This is a genomic window from Phycisphaerales bacterium (genome assembly GCA_020852515.1).
Taxonomy (GTDB): domain Bacteria; phylum Planctomycetota; class Phycisphaerae; order Phycisphaerales; family UBA5793; genus UBA5793.
The window spans coordinates 62,030-81,703 of record JADZAS010000030.1; the positions used below are offsets into that span (position 1 = coordinate 62,030).

Below are 19,674 nucleotides of genomic sequence, written 5' to 3' on the forward strand. Positions count from 1 at the left end.
GAAGCTCACGCGTCCGGGTCAGGCTGTCGGATCCGCGCGAGAATCGGATCATCGCACGCATAGTCGCCCGGACCCGGAGCCGGGTAGCGCCCTCGTGACGCGACGCGAATCTCGTGGCGCAATTCGAGGCGCATCGCGTCGATGCGCGACTTGAGCAGATCGAGCATGCCCGCAGCGCCCGCCGCCGCCAGTTCGTCATAAGGCACGACCGGTCCGAACCTGATGCGGATGTGGCCGCGCCACTTTGGCGCAGCGCCGCGCGGCCAGGCGTCGTACGCGCCTTCAATCGCCATCGGCAGCACCGGCACCTTGGCGCGCCGGATGAGCAGCGCTGCGCCCGACTTGAACGGGTTCATGGCCCCGTCGTGCGTGCGGCTGCCTTCGGGATAGATCAGGACCATCCGCCCCGCGCGAAGATGCTCGATCGTGGTCTTGATCGACGACGCATCGGGCTTGCTCTGGTCGATCGGAATGGCGTTGAAGGTGCGGATGACCCAGCCGAAGACCGGGTTCGTAAACAGCGGCACCTTGGCGACGAAGTGAAAGTGCCGGCGGCTGCCCACGGCCATCAGCGGCGGGTCGAAGTTCGTCTGGTGGTTGCCCACCACCAGCACTCCGCCGCGCGGCGGGATGTGCTCGCGCCCCGATACGCGCATGCCATAGAGCAGCGTGAAGAACGTGCGGATGCCGTACCAGCAGAAGTCGTATGCGACCACGCGCGGCAGCGGCACACCGGGGTCGCGCAAGCGGTACCTCTCAAGCAGCGACATCAGCCTCCAACCCCCCGGCGCAATGCCGGCAGCCGCTGGCGCACATGGTGCTCAAGGTGCGCCAGCACCTGGTCGTGCGACAGGTCCGTCGTATCCACCACGATCGCATCATCGGGAATGATCAGCGGCCCGGTCTCGCGGTTGCGGTCGGCGGCGTCGCGCTCGATGATCTCCCGCAGCAGGCGCGCTTCATCGACTTGCTGGCCCGCCGAGCGGAGTTGATCCGCGCGGCGCTGGGCCCGCGCTTCGGGCGAAGCGTCGAGAAAGAACTTCACCGCCGCATCGGGAAAGACGACCGATCCCTGGTCGCGCCCTTCGCTCACCAGCCTCGGATGCGCCACCGCGATGCGCCGCTGCTGCTCGACGAGGACCGCGCGAACCTCGGTGCTGCGCGCCACGATCGAAGAACCCAGCGTGATGTCAGCATCGCGCAGCCGCTCGGTGATGTCGCGCTCATGCGGGCTGGTGATGAGCAGGCGCGGCGGATCGGCGGTCCAGTCGAAGCGCAGCACCGCCTGCTGCACCGCACGGGCCACGCCCGGTCCGTCGCCGAAGTCCACGCCGCGATCCAGCGCCACCACCGCCGCGGCGCGGTACATGGCACCGGTGTCGAGAAACTCGAGGCCGAGTCGGCTGGCCAGCAGTCGCGCCGTCGTCGATTTGCCTGTCCCGGCCGGTCCGTCGATGGTGATGATGACGTGCTCGGGCTTTGACATGATCATCACGCCTCGCGGCGGTCTTCCATTGATATCCGCGCCGCCGCAGAAGGCGCCTCAGGCAGTCTCCAGCATGGCTTCGATACCGCGGCGCGCCCCGTTGATGGCATGAACTGCATCGCCCGCGCCCTGGTAATCCAACGCAAGTATCTGCTCGTAGCCCACCGCTCGCAACGCAGCAATGCAGTCGGGCAGGCGGGAAGGCTCGCTCTCCACCGCCGGCTTCTTCTTCGACGTCTTCTTGCGGATGGTTTTCTTCGTCTTCTTCCTGGACGCGGGCGCCTCGTCGGGCTCCAGCTCTGCTTCCGGTGGCTCGGTCGGCGGCGGTTCGGGCTCATCGGCAAGGGGTCCGAGGGCCTCCACGTCGTGTTCGCCGAAACTCGCCAGCACCGCGCCGGCATAGGGCGCCGTCTGGCGAAGCGCCGCCACGCAGTCCTGCGTTCGGCAGGCAGCTTCAAAGGTCGGCAGCGTGCCAATGCGGAACCCGCCGACCTTCTTCACGAGTTCGATGAGCCATGACGGCTCGCCGATCCAGTCTCTGGACGGCTCGATCAGCACGTTGAGTTCGAGCCGGTCCACGCGTTCAAGCACGCGACGGAAAAACACCGTGTGCAGGTCGAATTCGCGCTCGTCGGCGGCGGCTTTGGTGCACCGGGGCTGGATGGACAGGGCGTTGCAGCCCAGCCGATTCGCCGCCCGCGCCACGAGATCGATGCGCTTCAGCGCCGCCGAAAACAAGGCTCCCTCGGGCACCCCCGTCAGCGTCGGCTCGGATTCGCGCAGCAGCAGGCACGGGCAGCCCGCCTGGTCGGCCTGGGTGCGCAGCGCATCAAGTTCGTCGAGCCCCCAACCCTTGAGCAGAGCAGTATCGAGCACCAGCCCCCGCAGGCCGGTCTGCTGAAATGCGAATCTCGGCAAGCCGCTCATCGGCAGCGCGGAGGCGCCGCGGGCTTTCAGACGGGCAGAGAGGGATCGGGCAGTGAGCGTCAGGAGCATGAGTGCAACGGCTTTTGGGGCGGCAGTCTAGCCGCCTCCACCGCCCGAGCCACCGCGGCGGCCGGCATTGCCCAGGCACGATGGAAACCGCCCAACGCCGGTTTCGAATAAAAAACGCGTAGCCAAACAGAGCCGGCTACGCGCGGAGGGGAGAAAGATCGAGTTGAGGAATACCGTCCCGCCGAGGGGCGGGCCTGAATTCGTCCCTAGTATACGGCAACCAAACGGATTGACAACCGTTCTCACCGATTTTTCCCATCTTATCACATAACCTGAGGCCAAATCACCACTTTCGGTAGTCAATTGTTGTGGAAAACCGGGTTTTTCGGTCCGCAGGCCCGCTCAACCCCGCCGCGCTACCATCAAATCCTTCGAACTCCCGCCGAACGGGCCATCGGTTCGACCCACGGCCAAACCCCCGATCCTGGTGAAAACCCGCGCCGACTCAGATTGAGGAGATCCGCCCGCCATGCCCAGCCCCGCCGACCGCCGGTACAGCGAATCGCACGAGTGGCACAAACTCGAAGGCGACATCGTCACCCTCGGTATTTCGAAGTTCGCGGTCGATGAACTCACCGACGTCACCTACGTCGAGGTCAAGCCCGTGGGCACGACCCTCAAGGCCGGCGACACGATCGGCGAGGTCGAATCCGTCAAAGCCACCAGCGAAATCTACTCCGCAGTCGGCGGCGAAATCGTTGACGTCAACGCGAACCTCGCCGACGATCCGGCGATTCTCAATCGCGACCCGTACGAAGCCGGCTGGCTCTGCCGCATCAAGGTCAGCGACGCAGCGCCGCTCGAATCGCTCATGCAGCAGACTGAGTACGACAAGAAGAACCCCTCGTGAACCAGGCCGTGATCGAGGCCCCCGCGCTCATCGACGTGCGCGGCCTGCGCAAGGTTTACAACTCCGGCGCCGAGCGCGTCGAGGCCCTCGCGGACGTCAGCCTTTCAATTCGCGGCGGCGGCTTCGTGGGCATCATGGGGCCGAGCGGCTCGGGAAAGAGCACGCTGCTGCACCTGCTGGCCGGCCTCGATCGACCCACGGCGGGCGAGATCTTCATCGACGGGCAGGCGGTGCACGCCATGTCCGAGGCCCAACTCACATCGTACCGCCGCCGGCGCATCGGCATCATCTTCCAGCAGTTCAATCTGCTGGGCACGATGACGGCGCTGGACAACGTCATGCTGCCCGGCGTGCTCGACGGCCGGCCCGAGGCGTGGCTGCGCCAGCGGGCTGGTGAGCTGCTCGAGTCGCTGGGCCTGGGCGGGCGCGTGAACCACCGGCCCGATGCGCTCAGCGGCGGCGAGCAGCAGCGCGTCGCCATTGCGCGGGCTCTGCTCTTTCAGCCGCGCGTACTCTTCGCCGACGAGCCGACGGGCAATCTCGACTCGACCTCCAGCCGCCGCATCTGGGAGATGCTCGCGAACATGGCTCGCGCGGACGATCTGACGATCCTGATGGTGACGCACGAACCGGCTGCGGCGGCGCATTGCCATCGCGTGTTCATCATCGGCGACGGGCGCGTCACCGACGAGATCGACGTCGGCCAGCACGACTCAACCTGGCTCGCGGCGCGCTACCAGCAGATCGTCGACCACAGCACGAGTCAATAAACGGGACAGGTACGTTATTCTGAGGCGATCATGATCCGGGCCTCCTGGAAGATCGGCATCAACAGTCTCTGGGCCAGGCCCGGGCGCACCACGCTGCTGCTGCTGGCCGTCGCGCTGGCCACGAGCCTGGTCGTCGTCGTCTCCACGTCGCTCGACTCGCTCTCGGCTTCGTTGCGCGACGCCATGGAGGACATGCTCGGCAGCGCCGACATGTACGTCCGCCACCAGTCCGGCGGGCGGCTGCCGGAGAATCTCATCGAGCAGGCCGCGGCGTGGCCCGAGGTCGCCTTCGCCACGCCGCAACTCATCTCCACCGTCGCACTGCAGAATCAGCGCAACGAAATGGACGGCCTCTTCGAAGGCATCGGTATCGATCTGCAGCGCGAGAACGACGTGCGGCCGCTCGAATTCGTCGCGGGGCGCATGGCGCAGTCGGCTGATGAAGTCATCTTCGACCCGCGCGTGGCCGACCTGCTCGAGGCCGAAGTGGGCGACACCATTCGCATCGGCGACTGGGGCCGCGAGCGCGATCTCACGCTGGTGGGCATCCACAAGCGCGTCAATCTCGCCGTGCTGCAGAATCCGCAGTTTCGCCTGGACATCCACGCCTTTCAGGACATCGCCGGCTATCCGCAGCGCATCACTTCCGTGGACATCGTGCTCAATCCAGGCGAAGTGATCGACGACGTGATCCGCCTGCGCGGCGGCTCGATCAAGGCGCCGGCCGAACTCACGCCGTCGGACATCGCGCGGGCGGGGCTCGATCGCAACCTGCGCGGCATGGAGATCCTGCGCTACATCGCCGTGCTCTTTGCGTTCCTGTGCTGCACGTTCATCGTGCTCACCGGCCTGACGACGGCCATCACGCAGCGCATCACCGAGCTGGCGACGCTGCGCTGCATCGGCGCCGCGCGGGGCACGATCTTCTGTTCGCAACTGCTCGTCGGCGCGGCCATCGGCGCCATCGGCGGGCTTCTCGGCCTGCCGCTGGGTTTGCTCTGGTCGCTGCTGTTTTCGCTGATCTTCAATTCGTATCTGCGCGCCGGGCTGGTGATCGGCGTGGGCCCACTGGCCATTGCCCTGGCCGCCGCGATCCTCGCGGGCCTGGCGGGCGCGCTGCTGCCGGCGTGGTCGTGCGCCCGCATCACGCCGCTGGCGGCTTTGCGGGTGCGCTCGCGGCCGCACCGGCTCGGCCGCGTCTGGCTGGTCGTGCTCGGCGGCGCGGCGGCGCTGCTGATTCAGCAACTCAGCCTGCGCCTGCCTGAGAACGAACAGGCGGCGTTCTGGGGGCACCTCTTCTTCGGTGCGCCCATCATGGTCGCCGCTTGGTTTGCGCTCAGCGTGCCCTCGCTGCTTCTTGTGACCTGGCTCGCCGCCGGCATGCTCTCGCGCCTGCTCGGTCTGCCTCGCGGTCTGCTGCACTCTTCTGTTCTCGCCACGCCCTATCGCAACGGATTCACCGCGGGCGCGCTGATGCTCGGGCTGGCGATCATGATCGCCGTGCGCGCCGCCGGCGGGGGATTGCTCGACAACTGGATCGATCCGATCCGCTTTCCCGACGCCTTCATCACGAGACAGGGCGGCGTGCCCGAGGAACACCAGAAGTGGGTCGCCGAGCAGCCTTGGGTCGGGCACGTCTCGCCCATCGGCCTGTTCAAACTCGACGTCGAAGATCAGCACCTCTTTGGCGTCAAGGGCATCGCTCCGCAGAGCGTCTATTACATTTCCTTCGAGCCCGAACCATTCTTCGCGATGACGAACATCGAGTGGGTGCAGGGCAACGAGCAGGAGGCGCGAGAGCGCCTGGCCCAGGGCGACGCCATCCTCGTCGCGCGCGAGTTCCTCACGGCGCGCGGAATCGGCGTGGGCGACCGCCTCAAACTCAGCGCCGGCCCCACCGAGCATGAATTCGAGATCGTCGGCGTCGTCTCATCGCCCGGGCTCGACATCGCCACCGAGATCTTCGGCATCGAAGGGCAGTTCCAGCAGCAGGCCGTCTCGAGCGTCTTCGGCACGCGCGCCGATGCTCTGCGCATCTTCGACAACGCTTCAGTGCGGCTGTTTCAGTTCGAAGTGCTCGACGACAGCCTGACCGACGAGCAGATCAGCGAGCGCCTCGAAGCGGGCCTGGGCCCGGTCTTCTTCGGTTCGGGCCGGCTCATCAAGGAAGCCCTGCGCTCGCTGGCCGAGCGCCTCATGCGGATGACCAACGTGATCGCGTTTGCCTCGCTGATGGTTGCGGCGCTGGGGATGGCCAACGTCATCGCAGCCAACGTTGCTGCTCGCAAGTTTGAGTTCGGCGTGCTGCGCTCCATCGGCGGCTCGGCTGGCGTCGTCGGGCGGCTTATCGTCGCCGAGGCGCTGCTCATCGGCATGGCGTCGTGGATCACCGGCACGGGCCTGGGCCTGTGGGACGCCTCCAACGGCACCTACCTGCTGCGGCGCCTGGCGGGGGTGGATATCGACCTGGCCCTGCCCTGGCCGGCGATGTGGGGCTACGGCCTCGTGCTCGTCTTTGCCCTCGTCGCGGCCCTGCCCACGGCCATGCGCCTGGCCCGCCGCACCCCATGCGAACTGCTGGCCCGCCGGGCGGAGTAGAATGGTGGGCAGTTGCCCCGAGCAGGTTGGCTGCGATAATCAGCGTTCCCGATGGTCCGGCGCCGTCGCGCCGCCGCAGGGCATTCGCAAGCGACTTTAGAGGTTGATCCGACATGGCTCATACGATTTCGTCCCGCAAGCGCGTCCGCCAGACCCAGGCCCACAACGCCAGAAACCGGTGGCGCAAGCGCCGCATTCAGTCCGCCGTCAAGGCCTTTGACGACCTGATCGGCCACCGCGGCTCGTACGCCGACGCCGAGAAGGCCTATCGCGATGCCTCGGCCGTTCTGGATCGCGTGGCGGGCAAGGGCACGATTCACCGCAACAAGGCGGCCCGCAAGAAGAGCCGCATGGCGAAAAAGCTGGCAACGCTCAAGCAGGGCTGAACGCAGGGCGCAGGCGCATCGCGGGCGCCCGCCAGCCTCAGCTGAGGCGCCCGGAGCCGGGGTGGACGGATGGCTCGATCAAGCAGCACCAGCCGCCGCACCAAGGTGCCTTCCGCCAACGCTTCGCGACGCAGCACATCCAGGAGATCACGCACGCCGGGCGGATCTGATCCGACCGGCGCTTTGTTGCGCCATGCCCGCCGCGGCGGCGGCGGTCCCGGGCTGGGCTGGTACCTCGAACTCTCCCAGCGCCCCCTCCAGATTCTCATCTTCCTGCTGCCGCTCGTAGCCCTCTATGAGATCGGCACCTGGCTCTACGCCAGCGGCGCGGCGATCGGCGCCGGCGGCAACGAGTCCATCACCATCAGCGCCTACAAACTGCTCAACGACTTCTTCGGCGCCTTCGGCGTCGGCGGGCTCTACCTTCCCGGCGCCGCGCTCGTCACCGTGCTGCTGCTCTGGCACGTCTTTGCGCGCGACCCGTGGGAAGTGCACCTCGGCGTGCCGCTGGTCATGCTGGTCGAGTCGCTGCTGCTGGCCCTTCCCCTGCTCGTGCTCGATCAACTCATCAATCGGCTCTTTGCGGGCGCGCCCGGGCCCGCGCTGGCGCTGCTCAGCGCGCCGCCCATCGAATCACTCTCGTGGCAGGCGCGGCTGACGCTCAGCGTCGGCGCGGGCATCTACGAAGAACTCGTGTTCCGCATGATCGTCATTGCGCTGGTGCACATGCTGCTGGTCGATTTTGGCAAGATGAAATCCGCGCAGGGCGCCGTCATCGCGCTGGTCATCTCCGCCGTCGCCTTCACGTTCTACCACGACGTATCCGTGGGCGGCGTCATGCAGGCTCAGCGCATCGCGTTCTACTTCGTCTCCGGCCTGTTCTTCGCCAGCGTCTACGTCATGCGCGGCTTCGGCGTGGTCGTCGGCACGCACGCAGCGTACGACGCGCTGGTGATCGTCATCCTGCCGCTCATGGCTACCAGCAACAGCGCGTAAGAAAACGCCCGCGTTCGGAAAGCGCGGGCGCTGATGGGGTTCGAGGCAACAGGATCGCTCAGTCTTCCTCTTCCCGCGGCTTGTAGGCGGCGACGACTTCGGCCTGGATGTGCGCCGGGGTCGGCTCGTCGTGGCTGTATTCCATCGTGTATGAGCCGGTGCCCTGCGTCATCGCCTTGAGCGATGCGGCGTAGGACATCACCTCCGCCAGCGGCGCTTCGGCGGTGATGATCGCCATGCCGCCCGTGAGCATGTCCGTGCCCTGGATGCGTCCGCGCCGGCCCATGATGTCGCTGGTGATGTCGCCCATGTAGTCTGAAGGCGTGGCGATCTCGAGCGTGACGAAAGGCTCGAGCAGGCGGGGCTTGGCCTTGCTGACGGCGTCGGCGAAGGCGCGCTTGCCGGCGGTGATGAACGCGACTTCCTTCGAGTCCACCGGGTGATACTTGCCGTCGTAGACAGCCACGCGAATACCCTGCATCGGATAGCCGGCGACGCAGCCGATCTGGAGCATTTGGCGGACGCCCTTTTCGATCGCGGGCATGAACTGCTTGGGCACGGAGCCGCCGAAGGTGTCATCGACGAACTCGAACGACTCTTCAGCGTCTGCAGGGAGAGGTTCGACGCGGAGGTAGACCTCGCCGAATTGCCCGGCGCCGCCGGTCTGCTTCTTGTGCCGGTGGTGGCCATCGGCCTTGACGCTGATGGTCTCCTTGTAGGCGATCTTGGGCGGCGCGGTGTGCACTTCGAGGTTGAAACGGCTCTTGAGGCGCTCGATGACGACGCGCAGGTGCAGTTCGCCGATGCCGCGCATCACCATCTCGTGGGTCGTCGCGTCGCGATCGAACTTGAACGTGGGGTCCTCCTCGGCAAGGCGGATGAGGGCCTGGCTGATCTTCCCTTCTTCGCCGCGCTTGGCGGCGGTGACGGCGAGGCCGAACATCGGCGTGGGCTGCGGGATGGACTTGGCGCGGATGCTGTCAAAGCCCAGTTCGCCGTGCACGACGGCGTCGTAGTGCATCTCGTCGATCTTGGCCACGGCCACGATGTCGCCGGGCACGGCCGAGTGGCACTCAAGGTGATCCTTGCCCTGCAGCTGGAAGATGTGCGCCAGGCGCACCGCCTTGCGATGTTCGCCAATTGTCACCGAGTCGCCGCTCTTGAGCGTGCCCTGTTGAATGCGGAACGCGGCGAGCTTGCCCACGAACGGGTCGGCGGCGATGCGGAAGACGTGACCCACCAGCGGCTTGTCGGGATCGGCCTGCGGGCGCCACTGCTCCTCCTCGCCACCGTCGCTCTTGCGCACCAGAAACGGCCGCGGATCGGCTTCCGCCGGACTCGGGCACAGGCGCGTGATGACATCGAGCATGACATCGACGCCCGTTCCCTGCTTGGCGCTCGTAAACAGGATCGGCACGAGGTGGCCCTGGCACATGGCCTTCTTGAAGGCCGTGGCGAGTTCCTCGGGCGAGAGTTCCTCGCCGCCGAGGTAACGCTCCATGAGCTGCTCGTCGATTTCGACGACCTGGTCGATGAGCGCCTGGTGCGCGTCTTCGACGCTGCTGAAATCCGGCGCGGGTCCTTCAGCAGAACGGTAGAAACAGCGGGCGATGCCCGACGCGCCGCCGGCTGGAAGATTGATCGGCAGACATTCGCGGCCGAACGTCTCGCGCAACTGCTCGACGAGTTCTTCGAGGTTGTCCTTGCCCAGCTGCATCTTGTTGATGCAGATGAACCGGGGCAGGCCCTCGTCGGCGGCGAGGCGCATCATGCGGCGAGTCATGTTCTCGATGCCGCGCGACGCGTCGACGACCAGGCCGACCGCGTCGGCGGCGGCCAGCGCCGCGTTCGCCTGCCCGACGAAGTCGGGATAGCCCGGCGTATCGATGAGGTTGATGCGGCAGCCGTTGAAGCTGACGTGAACCACGGCCGAGTTCAGACTGTGCTGGTGTGCCTTCTCCTCGGGCTCGTAGTCGCACACGGTGTTGCCGTCCTCGACGCTGCCCATGCGCCCGATGGTCTTGGTCGATTCGAGAATCCGCTCGACGAGCGTGGTCTTGCCGGACGCGGCATGACCGACCAGCACAATGTTGCGGATGTCCCGCGTCGTGTAGTCCGCCATCATCAACTCCCTTGTGAGGATGTCGTTGCAATCAGATTCGGCCGCTCCGGAGGCAACCGAAGAGTCGGATAGTGTACCCGGCAGGCGTGGGGCCGGTCATCCCGACCGCATTCCTGAAAGCCCGACGCCAAGCGGACGGGCGGATTAAATCCGGTCGTTTTCTTCCATCTTTTCTTTGGAATCTGGCGCAGCTGTGGTAGACTTCTGACAGGGCGGAACGGGGAGTTGCCGTCCCCAGATCTTGGGGAGGCATCGTCGCTCCCGCCGCGTTCGCGGTTGCAGGGATCGCCGGTAGTCTCCGGTTCGACTGATTCTGCGGTGTGCCTGTCGCTCCGGGGGGGGAGTAGGGTTTATGTGTGCATGGGTAGCGGGCGGCGCGAGCAGAGCGGATTCCAGTTCGACCGGAATGCCGCGCCGAGGCGGTTTTTCGCTCATCGAACTCATCGTCGCCATGTTGGTGCTTGCAGTGCTCGTATCCATCATGCTCCCGGCCCTGCACCGGACCATGCGCTACAGCGCTCCGCTGGTGCGCTGCTCGGCGAATATCAGGCAGTTGCACCAGGCGCTGGTGCTGTACCTGAACGCATCCAACGACGCCATGCCGCTGGCAGGCTACGACTGTCTGCGCGACGCCAATACCCCGCCTCTTAACAAGACGCTGGCCGAATACGGCGTGGGCGACATCGCCTTCTGGACCTGCCCCGCCGACCCCAGGCCGCGTGTCGTCATCGACCGCTGGGGAAGCCGTGTCTACCCGCCCGGCCGCTACATGCAGGTCGCCCGCCGGCGAATCCGGGTTGACGAACTCGGCCCCGAGTACCCGCTGCTGGCCGACCGCGGCCCGTTCCACCTCACGCTCCAGGAAAGTGAGCAGTCGCTCGGCCCCGCGGAGTCCACGCCCGATCCGAGCACCTCGCCCAACACATCCGGCTTCTACGAGGGGCACAACTCAGTGTGGGTCAGCGGGCGCATCACCTCCCACGCGCGCGAGAAGAGCGAAACGCGCAAGTAGACTCTTCAGTCGCGTCCTGGCCCATCGCGCAATGCTCCATCCGCCGCCGCCACCGCCGCCGCCAAATGCTGCGGATTCAGCGTGCCGACGATCGCGCTGTGCACGCCCGGAGAGCGCAGTACATACGAGAGACACGCGGCCACTGGATCACCGCCGAGCCGCGCATCGGCCAGGTGCCCGCTCACCAGCGCTTTCTTGACGAGAATCCCGGCGCCGCTGTGAAGCGCCGCCTGCGCCACGACGGCATCGGCCGGCACGAAGGGATTGAGCGTGATCATCACCACATCGCACCGCTGCGCTGCGAGCAGCCCGCCGTCCACCGTCTTGGTCGAAATGCCCATGGCGCGGATGAGCCCGCGCTGCCGAAGATCTTCCAGCGCCTCTACGGCGCCGCTGTCGCGCAGGATTTCCTCATCGCGCCCGTCGGAGTGAATGAGCACAACGTCGAGATAGTCCGTGTGCAGGCGCGCCAGGCTGCGCTCCACGCTGCGGCGGATGCTCTCGGGCGAGAAGTCGAACGCGGACTGGCCGTTTGCAAACTCTTCGCCGCACTTGGTCACGATGACCCACTGCTCGCGCCGGCCCGGAAGCAGAGCGCCCAGCCGCTCCTCGCTCGTGCCGTACGCCGGCGCCGTGTCGATCACGTTGACGCCCAGATCAATCGCCGAAGCGAGGAGGTTTCGCACGTCATCGTCGCCGGGCAGATCGAACGGGCGCGGATAGCGCACGCCTTCATTGCGGCCGATCTTTACCGTCCCCAGCCCGATCGGCGAGACCTTCAGTCCTGTGCGCCCTAGCGATCGAACGTGTGCCACTGGCGCTGCTCCTTCCATGGCGGCTGCGCGATCTCCGGCCGGGGCCAGGCGGCGAGTGACTCGAGTTCGCCTGGGGCAGGGTTCGGCGCCCGCTCATTGATACGCGCGATGAGCCGGTCGGCCAGCAGCGGTGCGAACGCGAGTTTCGTCGGCCAGGCGAACAGAGCGGCGGGCGTCTCGTGAATGACGGGCTCGTCCGGCCGCGCGCGCTTCGGCTGGGCGCCTTCGACGCGGTCGATGAGAAAAGCGTCCCACTCGAGCCTACTCAGATCGAGCCAGGGGAACAGCGTGGCGACCTCGCGCCGCGCGAATTCGATCTGCTCGAGGCGCGACCGGCGCACGCCCTGCTCGGCCAGCTCGCCGCCGAGGTACCAGACGCGCCCGCCGGCGTCACCGTCCCAGTCGTGCGAACTGATGGTCAGGCGCGGCCGGGAGCCGGCTTCAAGGCAGTGGCCGTAGATGCGGTGTTCGAGCGGTCCGCGGACGAGGACCATGTGCAGCGGGCGGCGCTGCATTGCGTCCGGCTTCGCCCCGGCCTGCGCGAGCAGCGCCCCGTTGCCGGCTCCAGCGGTGCAGACGACGGCGCCGGTTCTGATCGCCGCCCGCCGCTCCGCCCCGTCGCCGATGTGCACCGTCACTCCACCACGCGGATCGCGCCCGCCGGCGCACTCGAGTTTGAGTTGCGTCTCGTCAATCCTGAGAACGGCAGCGCCCGGCGCGGAGGCCAGCGCCGCCAGAAGCGATGGCGCATCGAGCACCATTTCCTCCACGCGGTACACCGAACCCGAAAATGCTTCGTGCGCGAGAAGAGCCGGGTGCTGCGCGCGGTCGACCGTTCTCACGCGAGTTTGCATGACCGACGCGGCAAAAAAAGTGGTCAATCGCGAAGGCAGGGAACGCTGTGACCAGAGGTACTGGTGGTCGGCGAGCACCCGCGCGCCGGAGAGATCAATCTCGCCCTGACCGCGCAGCGCTGCGCTCCACCAGGCCGGCATCTCGCGGATGGATTCCGATGCGCCGGTGAGTCGATTCGTGAGCGCGTACTTGGTTCCGCCGTGGATGATTCCCTGCGATGCAACCGTCTGTCCACGGCCGATTTTGCGTGATTCGAGCAGGATGGCGCTGCGCCCCTGCGCGGCGAGTCGGCGCATCAGCCAGAGTCCGGCAACGCCGGCGCCGATGATCACAACGTCCGCGGTTGCCTCGCAGGGAGATGACATCACAGCATCATTCGGAGCGGCGCGACAGCGGTCAACGCGGGTGCGCGCGCCGCCGCTCGACCGGTCCCGACAACCGCGCGGTTGAATTTTTGTTTCAAGGGGGTAGTAGAACGCGTCCGATAGTGGTACAAATTATGCGGTGGCTCATCAACGTGCGAGCCCCAGGCACCGACCGATCTGATTCGCGTTCTGCTCCGACACCTCCATCCAAGGAGAACTCAGATGGCGAAAAAGAGAACCAAGAAGAAGACCAAGAAGAAGACCGCTAAGAAGACTGGAAAGAAGCGAGCCAAGAAGAAGGCTGGCAAGAAGAAGACCGCCAAGAAGAAGACCAAGAAGAAGGCCCGTCGCAAGAAGGCCACCAAGAAGATGGGCTAAAGCCCAACGCCTCTCACTCGCGGCTGCGACCTCGCCACTGTGCGACCTCCAGCCGCAAACGCTTGAACCGTCGGTGCCTCAACCAATTCGCGAATCACAGTCGAGGACGCCCGCTGAGGCGTCCTCGGTTGTTTTTCCGCCGCGTATCATCCTGCTCACCGCACCCGCCGCACAACCGGAAACGCCTCGTGACGCACATCATCGCCGAACCCTGCATCAACACCAAGGACACCGCCTGCGTGACGGTCTGTCCCGTCGATTGCATCCACCCCACCAAGGACGAACCGGCCTTCGAAACCGAAGCCCAGTTGTACATCGACCCCGCCACCTGCATCGACTGCGGCCTTTGCGTCGTCGAGTGTCCCGTCCAGGCCATTTACCCGCAGGATGACCTGCCCGCCGAATGGCGAAAGTACATCGACCTCAACGTGGACTACTACCTGCGGTCGCAGCGCTGACGCCCCGCCGACGCTCTCCAGCGCCCGCCCTACCCTTGCCCATGCACGGCTCCGACATCGACGCCGCCCTGACCACCCGCCTCGACGAGATGGTCAGCCGCGTCGCCCAACTCGACGCCCAGCTCGCGGACCCGGAAATCAACTCCGACTACCGCCGCGTGCGCGAACTCAGCGTCGAACGGGCCGCTCTGGCGCCGACGTGCGAGCGGTACCGCAGGTATCGCACGCTGCGCGCCCAGCACGACGAAGCCGCCGCGCTGGCCAAGGGTCAGGCCGATGATGAACTCGCCGCACTCGCCCGCGAAGAAATGCCCCAGCTCGAGGAGCAACTCGAAGACCTCTGGCAGGCACTTCGTCGCGATCTCGTCTCCTCCGAAGATCGCTCGATCGGCTCGATCATTCTCGAACTCCGCGCGGGCGTGGGCGGTGACGAAGCGAGTCTGTGGGTCGGCGATCTGCTGGACATGTACCGCCGCTACGCGCAGACCAAAGGCTGGAGGGTCGATGACATGGACTTCTCGCCCGGCGATGCGGGCGGCTATCGCAACGCCGTGCTCAACATCTCCGGCGAAGGCGTCTGGGCCCACCTCGGATACGAAGGCGGCACGCACCAGGTCAAGCGCGTGCCCGCCACCGAAGCGCAGGGCCGCGTGCACACCTCCACCGCCACCGTCGCCGTGCTGCCCGAGCCCGAGGAGATCGAACTCGAAATCGATCCCGAAGAGGTCAAGGTGTCGATCACCACTGCGCAGGGGCCCGGCGGGCAGAACGTCAACAAGGTCGCCACCGCCGTGCACCTCATCCACCTGCCCACCGGCATCGAAGTGCGCATGCAGGAATCCAAGAGCCAGCAGCAGAACCGCGATAAGGCGTGGAAACTGCTTCGCGCCCGCCTCTACGACCGCAAGCTCGAAGAGGCCCGCAAGCAGCGCGACGAGCAGCGCGTGGCGATGATCGGCTCGGGCGGCCGTGCAGAGAAGATCCGGACCTACCGATACAAAGAGAACATGGTCGTCGATCATCGAATCAACGAGAGTTTCAACCTCGGCCGGGTGCTGCAGGGCGAACTCGAACCCGTCGTGGCGGCGCTGATTGAAAACGACATGGCCCAGCGGCTGGCCAGTCTGGGGAAAGCACGATGACTTCAGACTCGCCTGGCGCGCTGGCTCCACTGCTCATTGTCGCGGCCGTGCGCGAAGAGGTGCGCTGCCTGCTGCCGGGTTCGACCGAGCAGCCCACGAGCGAAGCGCGCGTCGGCTGGCCGATCGTTTCCATCAGTCCAAATGTCACCGTGGCGCTCAGCGGCATCGGCCGAAGCAACGCCGCGGGCGCGACCGTGCAGGCCCTGACGCTTCGGCGCTACGCGGCCGTGCTCAACGTCGGTGTGGCCGGGGCGCTGCACGGCAGCGGCCTGTCGGTCGGCGACGTCGTGCTCGCCACGGAGTCCGTCTTCGCTGAGGAAGGCATCGACCTGCCCGAAGGGCCGGCGGATGTCAATGCGCTCGGCTTCCCGCTCGGATCGCCGCCGTGGTGCGAGGGCAACCGCGTGCGGCCCGACGGGCAACTGCTCGATGTGCTCGCCGATTCGATCGGCCACGGCGTGGAGCGCGGCGCGATCGCCACCGTGGCGCGCTGCAGCGGCGCCGATCGCGCCGCGGCCGCTGTCGCCAGTCAGACCGGCGCACGGGCGGAGGCGATGGAAGGCGCCGCCGTGCTGCTGGCCGCCCACCGCATGGGCGTGCACCGCTGCGCCGAGGTCCGCGTGATCAGCAACACCTGCGGCGACCGCCTCCGCCAGCACTGGGACTTGTCGGCCGCGTTCAACCGCATCGATCTGCTGCTCGACCGCATTGTCGCGCTGGCGAAGTGAGCGAATTACCTCTTACTCGATGATGATCGGGTTGCTCACCTCACAGGTGGTCACGTCCACCGCCGCCAGCCTTCCGCCGCACGCTTCGACCGGGACTATCCCAGTGAGATCGACGACGCCTTCAGAATCAGCCGTCGGCGTGCCGACGAGCCGGATCGTGCCCGCGAGCGGCAGAATGACTCCCGGGCACGGTCCGCCAGGTATGCGCGTGTGGCGATCGCGCGTGCCGAACACGACGGCGACGCGCCCGTGCGGCGTGGCGCCTGTGATGCGCGCTTTCATCGGACCGGGACAGGCGCCGACGGGCGGCAGGAGCCGCAGCCGGCGTTCGCACGCGAGTTCCCAGGTGTCGCCAAGGTGGCCGGAAGGCGAGCGTCCGCCGAAGAGTACAATCGCGCCGCGGCGGGTGTCATAGCACATGGCGTGGTCGTACCGCGCGCCCGGATTGCCCGCATCGACAACGTTTTTCCACGTGTGGCCGTCCCATTCCCACATGTCGGCCCTGATAGTCGGGTAGTCTGTCCCCACACCTCCGAAGACAACGACGACTCCTCGATCGCGATCGTACGCCATGGCATGATTCCGGCGCGGCGGCGGGCCGCCCTCGCTGACCTTTGTCCACGTCGTGCCATCCCACTCCCAGGTGTCGTTCTGAGGAGTTCCGCCGACGTTGCCGCCGAAGAGCACGGTGACGCCGCGGAGCGAGTCGTAGGCCATGGCGTGATTGTGGCGCCGGTCGGGGCCGGAGTTGGCTCGGCCCGACCAGTACTGCCCATTCCACTCCCAAGTGTCGCGGAGACTGATTTCGCCGTTGTAGCCACCAAACAGCACCACGAGTTCCCGCGCTTCGTCGTAGGCGAGCGCATGGCTGCTTCGCTCTGGCGGGCCGAGCGCATCAAGCTGCATCCAGTCGACGCCGTCCCACCCCCAAGTGTCATTCTGATAGGCGCCACGAGTTCCGCCGCCGAAGATCACGGATAAACCGCGCGCTCCGTCATACGCCATTGAGGATTTTTCGCGATTGGGCAGCAAGCCGGTTGCGACCAACTTCCATTGCTGGCCATCCCATTCCCAAGTTTCGTTTGGCGTGTACAAAGTTCCGCTGCTGCAAAGAACCGACACGCCGCGTGCGCGGTCAAAGGACATCGCGTGGTCTACCCGCAGCCCTGGACCCACCCCTGGCGCAATCTGCAACCACCGGCAATCCTGTGCGGGTGCACTCGTCGCCACGAGCGCGCTGAGCAGTCCCGCAACTGCCAGCACCGATGCGTTCCTCATTCGACTGCCTGTGCGAATAGTTGTCATGTTCCCCTCCGCAGTTGGGATGACTCATTCTACAGGATGGTGGCTGACGTCAGACGCCCTGCCCCCGGCTGTCTGAACATTTCGAGAATCTCACCTCGAAACTGGCTCCGCATAGACTTCCATATGCCGTACCTCTGGACCAGGCCGCGGCGCCGATGCATCTACGGCGGGCTTATCTGGCTGCTGTATCTCTTCTTACTCGCCGGGCTCTGGGGCCCGTCGCGCCAGTCCTGGCTCGCCTACAGCGAGATTCCCCTGCTGAGCAGCACGCCGATGATGCAAGGCAACATCGGCCGCAAGACGACCGTCTATGGCGTGTTCGGCTACCTCACCATCGACCGCGACTCGGTCGATTCGACCGGCGCGCTCGCGGCCGGCGCCGAGCCTCACGTGCAGTGGCAGTGGGACCCGGCCGCACTCGCGTGGTCCAGCGTGTCCACGATTGCCGGCGCGCTGCTGGCATATGCATTCATTCGTCTGCTCATCGCGCGCGGCCGGCTCAAAGGCCGCTGCGACGAGTGCGGCTACGACCTGACCGCGCTGCAGTCGCAGCGCTGTCCCGAGTGCGGGACGGAGATCCCCGTGCGGAGCCGCTGAATGAAAGAGCGCCCAAGAGCCTACTTCTGGTGCTACCTTGCGGCGATCGCGATGTTGCTGCTGGGCTTTGCTTCAATGGTCGGCATGGTGACGCGCACGGGCGAGATCATCCCGCCCAGCACGCTGGGCGGAGTTCTCATCCTCTTATCAGTCACCTTGCCGCTGTGTTTCATCCTGTTCGTCCTGCCGATCGTCGAGTCAGGTCACGGGAGCCTCACCGCGGGGCGATCGCCGCGCCGACTTCGAAACGGCATCACCGGCGCCGTCTGGCTGCCGCTGATCATTCTGGTGACCGTGGAAGGGCTGGTTCTCTCGGGCCGGCTCGCGCAGACCGGGCTCGTGCAAGATGAGCAGACCGAGCAGATGCTCCGCGCATGGTGGCTGCCGGCCGGCATACTGATGGCCGGCGCTTACGCCGTGATCTACACCATCGTGGTGAACCGCCGCATTGAGGAAGTGGCCCAGCGCGAGGGCCTGTGCCTTCACTGCGGCTACAAGCTCGCCGAGATCCCGAATTGTCAGCGCTGTCCCGAGTGCGGGACGGAGGTCTCGGTGTGAAGCACGTGCGCCTCAGCGACATGCCGCTGTGGATGTCGGTCAGCAGCGTTGCGGTCGTGGCGACTCTACTGCTCATCGTTTCGCTTCCGTTTCTCGAAGTTCTGGAGTTGGAAGAGTTGACGCAAGCGGTCCTCTGGGCGATCGCCATCAGCGTTGGCTTCATCCTCTTCTGGGCCTTTTTCGTGCTGCCGTTTCTCTGGTCGGCCACGCCCGCTTCGACCGACGGCGTGCCGATGTGGCGCAAGCGGCTCTACATCGCGGTGCTGCTATGGCTGCCCGCAACGCTCATCACGGTCCTCCCCGGCACGCAATTTGTCGGGCCGCTCATCGACTGGCTGCGCGGGGCGCGGCTCGACACGCGCTACTGGCCTGGCCTCTGGTGGCCGCCGAGCGTCATCATCTCCGTCGGCTACGCCTGGGTGAGCAGCCGAATCGTGCAGCACCGCCTGCGCATCGCCGCCATCGAAGCGCAGGTCTGCTTCGCCTGCGGCTACAGTCTCGCCGAGATCCCCAACTGCACGCGCTGCCCGGAGTGTGGGACGGAGGTACCTGAACTGAACCGTGAGTCTGGTGGCGCATCATGAACTGGCGTGAGTGGAAGAACACGTGGCCGTGGTGGCACAGGCTCACTCCTGTCATCCTGGTGGCGACGCCGCTGGTGTACTTTGCGCTGACGTACGCTGTTCTCATCCCCATGACCAACGTCGCTGCCGCGAATCCGACCGATGCCGCATTCGACAATGTCGGGCGAATGATGCGCTTTACCTTTGCTGTGGCGATCGTGATGATCGCGGTGCTGTTCGTATGGGTCTTGCTTGTGTGTGCCTGGCTCGACGCGGGCAACGCGCGGTTCAGTGAGTCGATTCCGCCGGCGACGAGGGCGAAGCAACTCAGATTCACCGCGTGGACGCCGTTTTGCTTCGCGCTGTTTCTTGGCATTGTGCCATTTGTTGAAACGCTGGGCAACTGGCTCCTCAACAAGATGTGGGAGCCGCCCTTCATGCTCTCGTGGTGGCTCGCCATTCCCATCGTCTTACTCGCGGCGCATGGCTGGTGGTTTGGCCGGCTGCTTCAACGAAGATTACGAACAACCGTCTCTCGCGCCCGTCTCTGTTACCACTGCGCCTACAGCCTCGCGGAGATCCCCAACTGCACGCGCTGCCCGGAGTGCGGGACGGAGGTCTCAGCGTGAAGCAGGTGCGCGTCAGTGAGATGCCGCTGGGATGTCGATCAGCAGTGTCGCCGCGGTTGTGACGG

At 66.1% G+C, this 19,674-nt stretch carries 21 protein-coding genes; 14 read left to right on the forward strand and 7 right to left on the reverse strand.

Features of this window, described 5'->3' with window-relative positions; all coding sequences use genetic code 11:
• Window positions 1-5 precede the first annotated feature (5 nt).
• The 3 genes from IT430_17670 to IT430_17680 are packed head-to-tail and all read right to left on the reverse strand — an operon-like array spanning window position 6 to window position 2,482.
• Window positions 6-770 (reverse strand): 1-acyl-sn-glycerol-3-phosphate acyltransferase, encoded by a 765-nt coding sequence (locus IT430_17670; GenBank protein MCC6909767.1) that lies wholly within the window; start codon window positions 768-770, stop codon window positions 6-8.
• On the reverse strand, window positions 770-1,486 hold the full coding sequence (locus tag IT430_17675; protein ID MCC6909768.1) for a (d)CMP kinase: 717 nt from the start codon (window positions 1,484-1,486) through the stop codon (window positions 770-772). Before IT430_17675 ends, IT430_17670 begins: the two co-directional genes overlap by 1 nt.
• Before the next feature lie 57 nt (window positions 1,487-1,543).
• Window positions 1,544-2,482 carry a hypothetical protein gene (locus tag IT430_17680; GenBank protein MCC6909769.1) on the reverse strand — a complete coding sequence of 313 codons (939 nt, stop codon included), beginning with the start codon at window positions 2,480-2,482 and terminating at the stop codon, window positions 1,544-1,546.
• 469 nt (window positions 2,483-2,951) lie between these two features.
• Here IT430_17680 and gcvH point away from each other — a divergent pair, with 469 nt between their 5' ends.
• From gcvH to IT430_17705, 5 genes are all read left to right on the forward strand, one after another.
• Window positions 2,952-3,332, forward strand: coding sequence for a glycine cleavage system protein GcvH (gcvH, locus tag IT430_17685; GenBank protein ID MCC6909770.1), 381 nt, complete (start codon window positions 2,952-2,954; stop codon window positions 3,330-3,332).
• Window positions 3,329-4,102 (forward strand): ABC transporter ATP-binding protein, encoded by a 774-nt coding sequence (locus IT430_17690; GenBank protein MCC6909771.1) that lies wholly within the window; start codon window positions 3,329-3,331, stop codon window positions 4,100-4,102. The genes gcvH and IT430_17690 overlap by 4 nt, the downstream gene beginning before the upstream one ends.
• A 30-nt stretch (window positions 4,103-4,132) precedes the next feature.
• Complete coding sequence (locus IT430_17695) at window positions 4,133-6,700, forward strand: ABC transporter permease (protein MCC6909772.1); 2,568 nt, start codon at window positions 4,133-4,135, stop codon at window positions 6,698-6,700.
• Window positions 6,701-6,813: 113 nt separating this feature from the next.
• Window positions 6,814-7,086 carry a 30S ribosomal protein S20 gene (gene rpsT, locus IT430_17700; protein MCC6909773.1) on the forward strand — a complete coding sequence of 91 codons (273 nt, stop codon included), beginning with the start codon at window positions 6,814-6,816 and terminating at the stop codon, window positions 7,084-7,086.
• 69 nt (window positions 7,087-7,155) lie between these two features.
• Complete coding sequence (locus tag IT430_17705; GenBank protein MCC6909774.1) at window positions 7,156-8,082, forward strand: CPBP family intramembrane metalloprotease; 927 nt, start codon at window positions 7,156-7,158, stop codon at window positions 8,080-8,082.
• 58 nt (window positions 8,083-8,140) lie between these two features.
• On the opposite strand, the gene IT430_17710 is transcribed toward IT430_17705, so the two are convergent.
• Complete coding sequence (locus IT430_17710) at window positions 8,141-10,204, reverse strand: elongation factor G (protein MCC6909775.1); 2,064 nt, start codon at window positions 10,202-10,204, stop codon at window positions 8,141-8,143.
• Window positions 10,205-10,610: 406 nt separating this feature from the next.
• Between IT430_17710 and IT430_17715 the strand changes: the two genes are divergently transcribed.
• A complete protein-coding gene (locus IT430_17715) occupies window positions 10,611-11,216 on the forward strand; it encodes a type II secretion system protein (GenBank protein ID MCC6909776.1) in 606 nt (201 codons plus the stop codon).
• A 5-nt stretch (window positions 11,217-11,221) separates the two neighbouring features.
• On the opposite strand, the gene IT430_17720 is transcribed toward IT430_17715, so the two are convergent.
• Window positions 11,222-12,031: an aldo/keto reductase gene (locus IT430_17720; GenBank protein ID MCC6909777.1), complete on the reverse strand. Its 810-nt coding sequence runs from the start codon at window positions 12,029-12,031 to the stop codon at window positions 11,222-11,224.
• On the reverse strand, window positions 12,010-13,251 hold the full coding sequence (locus IT430_17725) for an FAD-dependent oxidoreductase (GenBank protein MCC6909778.1): 1,242 nt from the start codon (window positions 13,249-13,251) through the stop codon (window positions 12,010-12,012). Before IT430_17725 ends, IT430_17720 begins: the two co-directional genes overlap by 22 nt.
• 222 nt (window positions 13,252-13,473) lie before the next feature.
• On the opposite strand from IT430_17725, the gene IT430_17730 reads away from it, so the two are divergent.
• The 4 genes from IT430_17730 (at window position 13,474) to mqnB (ending at window position 15,957) form a co-directional block, all read left to right on the forward strand.
• Window positions 13,474-13,629 (forward strand): hypothetical protein, encoded by a 156-nt coding sequence (locus IT430_17730; GenBank protein ID MCC6909779.1) that lies wholly within the window; start codon window positions 13,474-13,476, stop codon window positions 13,627-13,629.
• 188 nt (window positions 13,630-13,817) lie between these two features.
• Window positions 13,818-14,087 carry a ferredoxin family protein gene (locus IT430_17735; GenBank protein MCC6909780.1) on the forward strand — a complete coding sequence of 90 codons (270 nt, stop codon included), beginning with the start codon at window positions 13,818-13,820 and terminating at the stop codon, window positions 14,085-14,087.
• 41 nt (window positions 14,088-14,128) lie between these two features.
• Window positions 14,129-15,229, forward strand: coding sequence for a peptide chain release factor 1 (gene prfA, locus IT430_17740; protein ID MCC6909781.1), 1,101 nt, complete (start codon window positions 14,129-14,131; stop codon window positions 15,227-15,229).
• Entirely contained in the window at window positions 15,226-15,957 is a 732-nt protein-coding gene (gene mqnB, locus IT430_17745; protein MCC6909782.1) for a futalosine hydrolase, read from the forward strand. Before prfA ends, mqnB begins: the two co-directional genes overlap by 4 nt.
• A 12-nt stretch (window positions 15,958-15,969) precedes the next feature.
• Here mqnB and IT430_17750 read toward each other — a convergent pair whose 3' ends face one another.
• On the reverse strand, window positions 15,970-16,962 hold the full coding sequence (locus tag IT430_17750; GenBank protein MCC6909783.1) for a hypothetical protein: 993 nt from the start codon (window positions 16,960-16,962) through the stop codon (window positions 15,970-15,972).
• A gap of 423 nt (window positions 16,963-17,385) precedes the next feature.
• Between IT430_17750 and IT430_17755 the strand changes: the two genes are divergently transcribed.
• From IT430_17755 to IT430_17770, 4 genes are read left to right on the forward strand one after another with little or no spacing between them, the layout of a single operon-like run.
• Window positions 17,386-17,859 carry a hypothetical protein gene (locus IT430_17755; protein MCC6909784.1) on the forward strand — a complete coding sequence of 158 codons (474 nt, stop codon included), beginning with the start codon at window positions 17,386-17,388 and terminating at the stop codon, window positions 17,857-17,859.
• Complete coding sequence (locus IT430_17760) at window positions 17,860-18,417, forward strand: hypothetical protein (GenBank protein MCC6909785.1); 558 nt, start codon at window positions 17,860-17,862, stop codon at window positions 18,415-18,417.
• Complete coding sequence (locus IT430_17765) at window positions 18,414-19,001, forward strand: zinc ribbon domain-containing protein (protein ID MCC6909786.1); 588 nt, start codon at window positions 18,414-18,416, stop codon at window positions 18,999-19,001. The genes IT430_17760 and IT430_17765 overlap by 4 nt, the downstream gene beginning before the upstream one ends.
• On the forward strand, window positions 18,998-19,609 hold the full coding sequence (locus IT430_17770) for a hypothetical protein (GenBank protein MCC6909787.1): 612 nt from the start codon (window positions 18,998-19,000) through the stop codon (window positions 19,607-19,609). Before IT430_17765 ends, IT430_17770 begins: the two co-directional genes overlap by 4 nt.
• The last annotated feature ends 65 nt before the right edge of the window (window positions 19,610-19,674 follow it).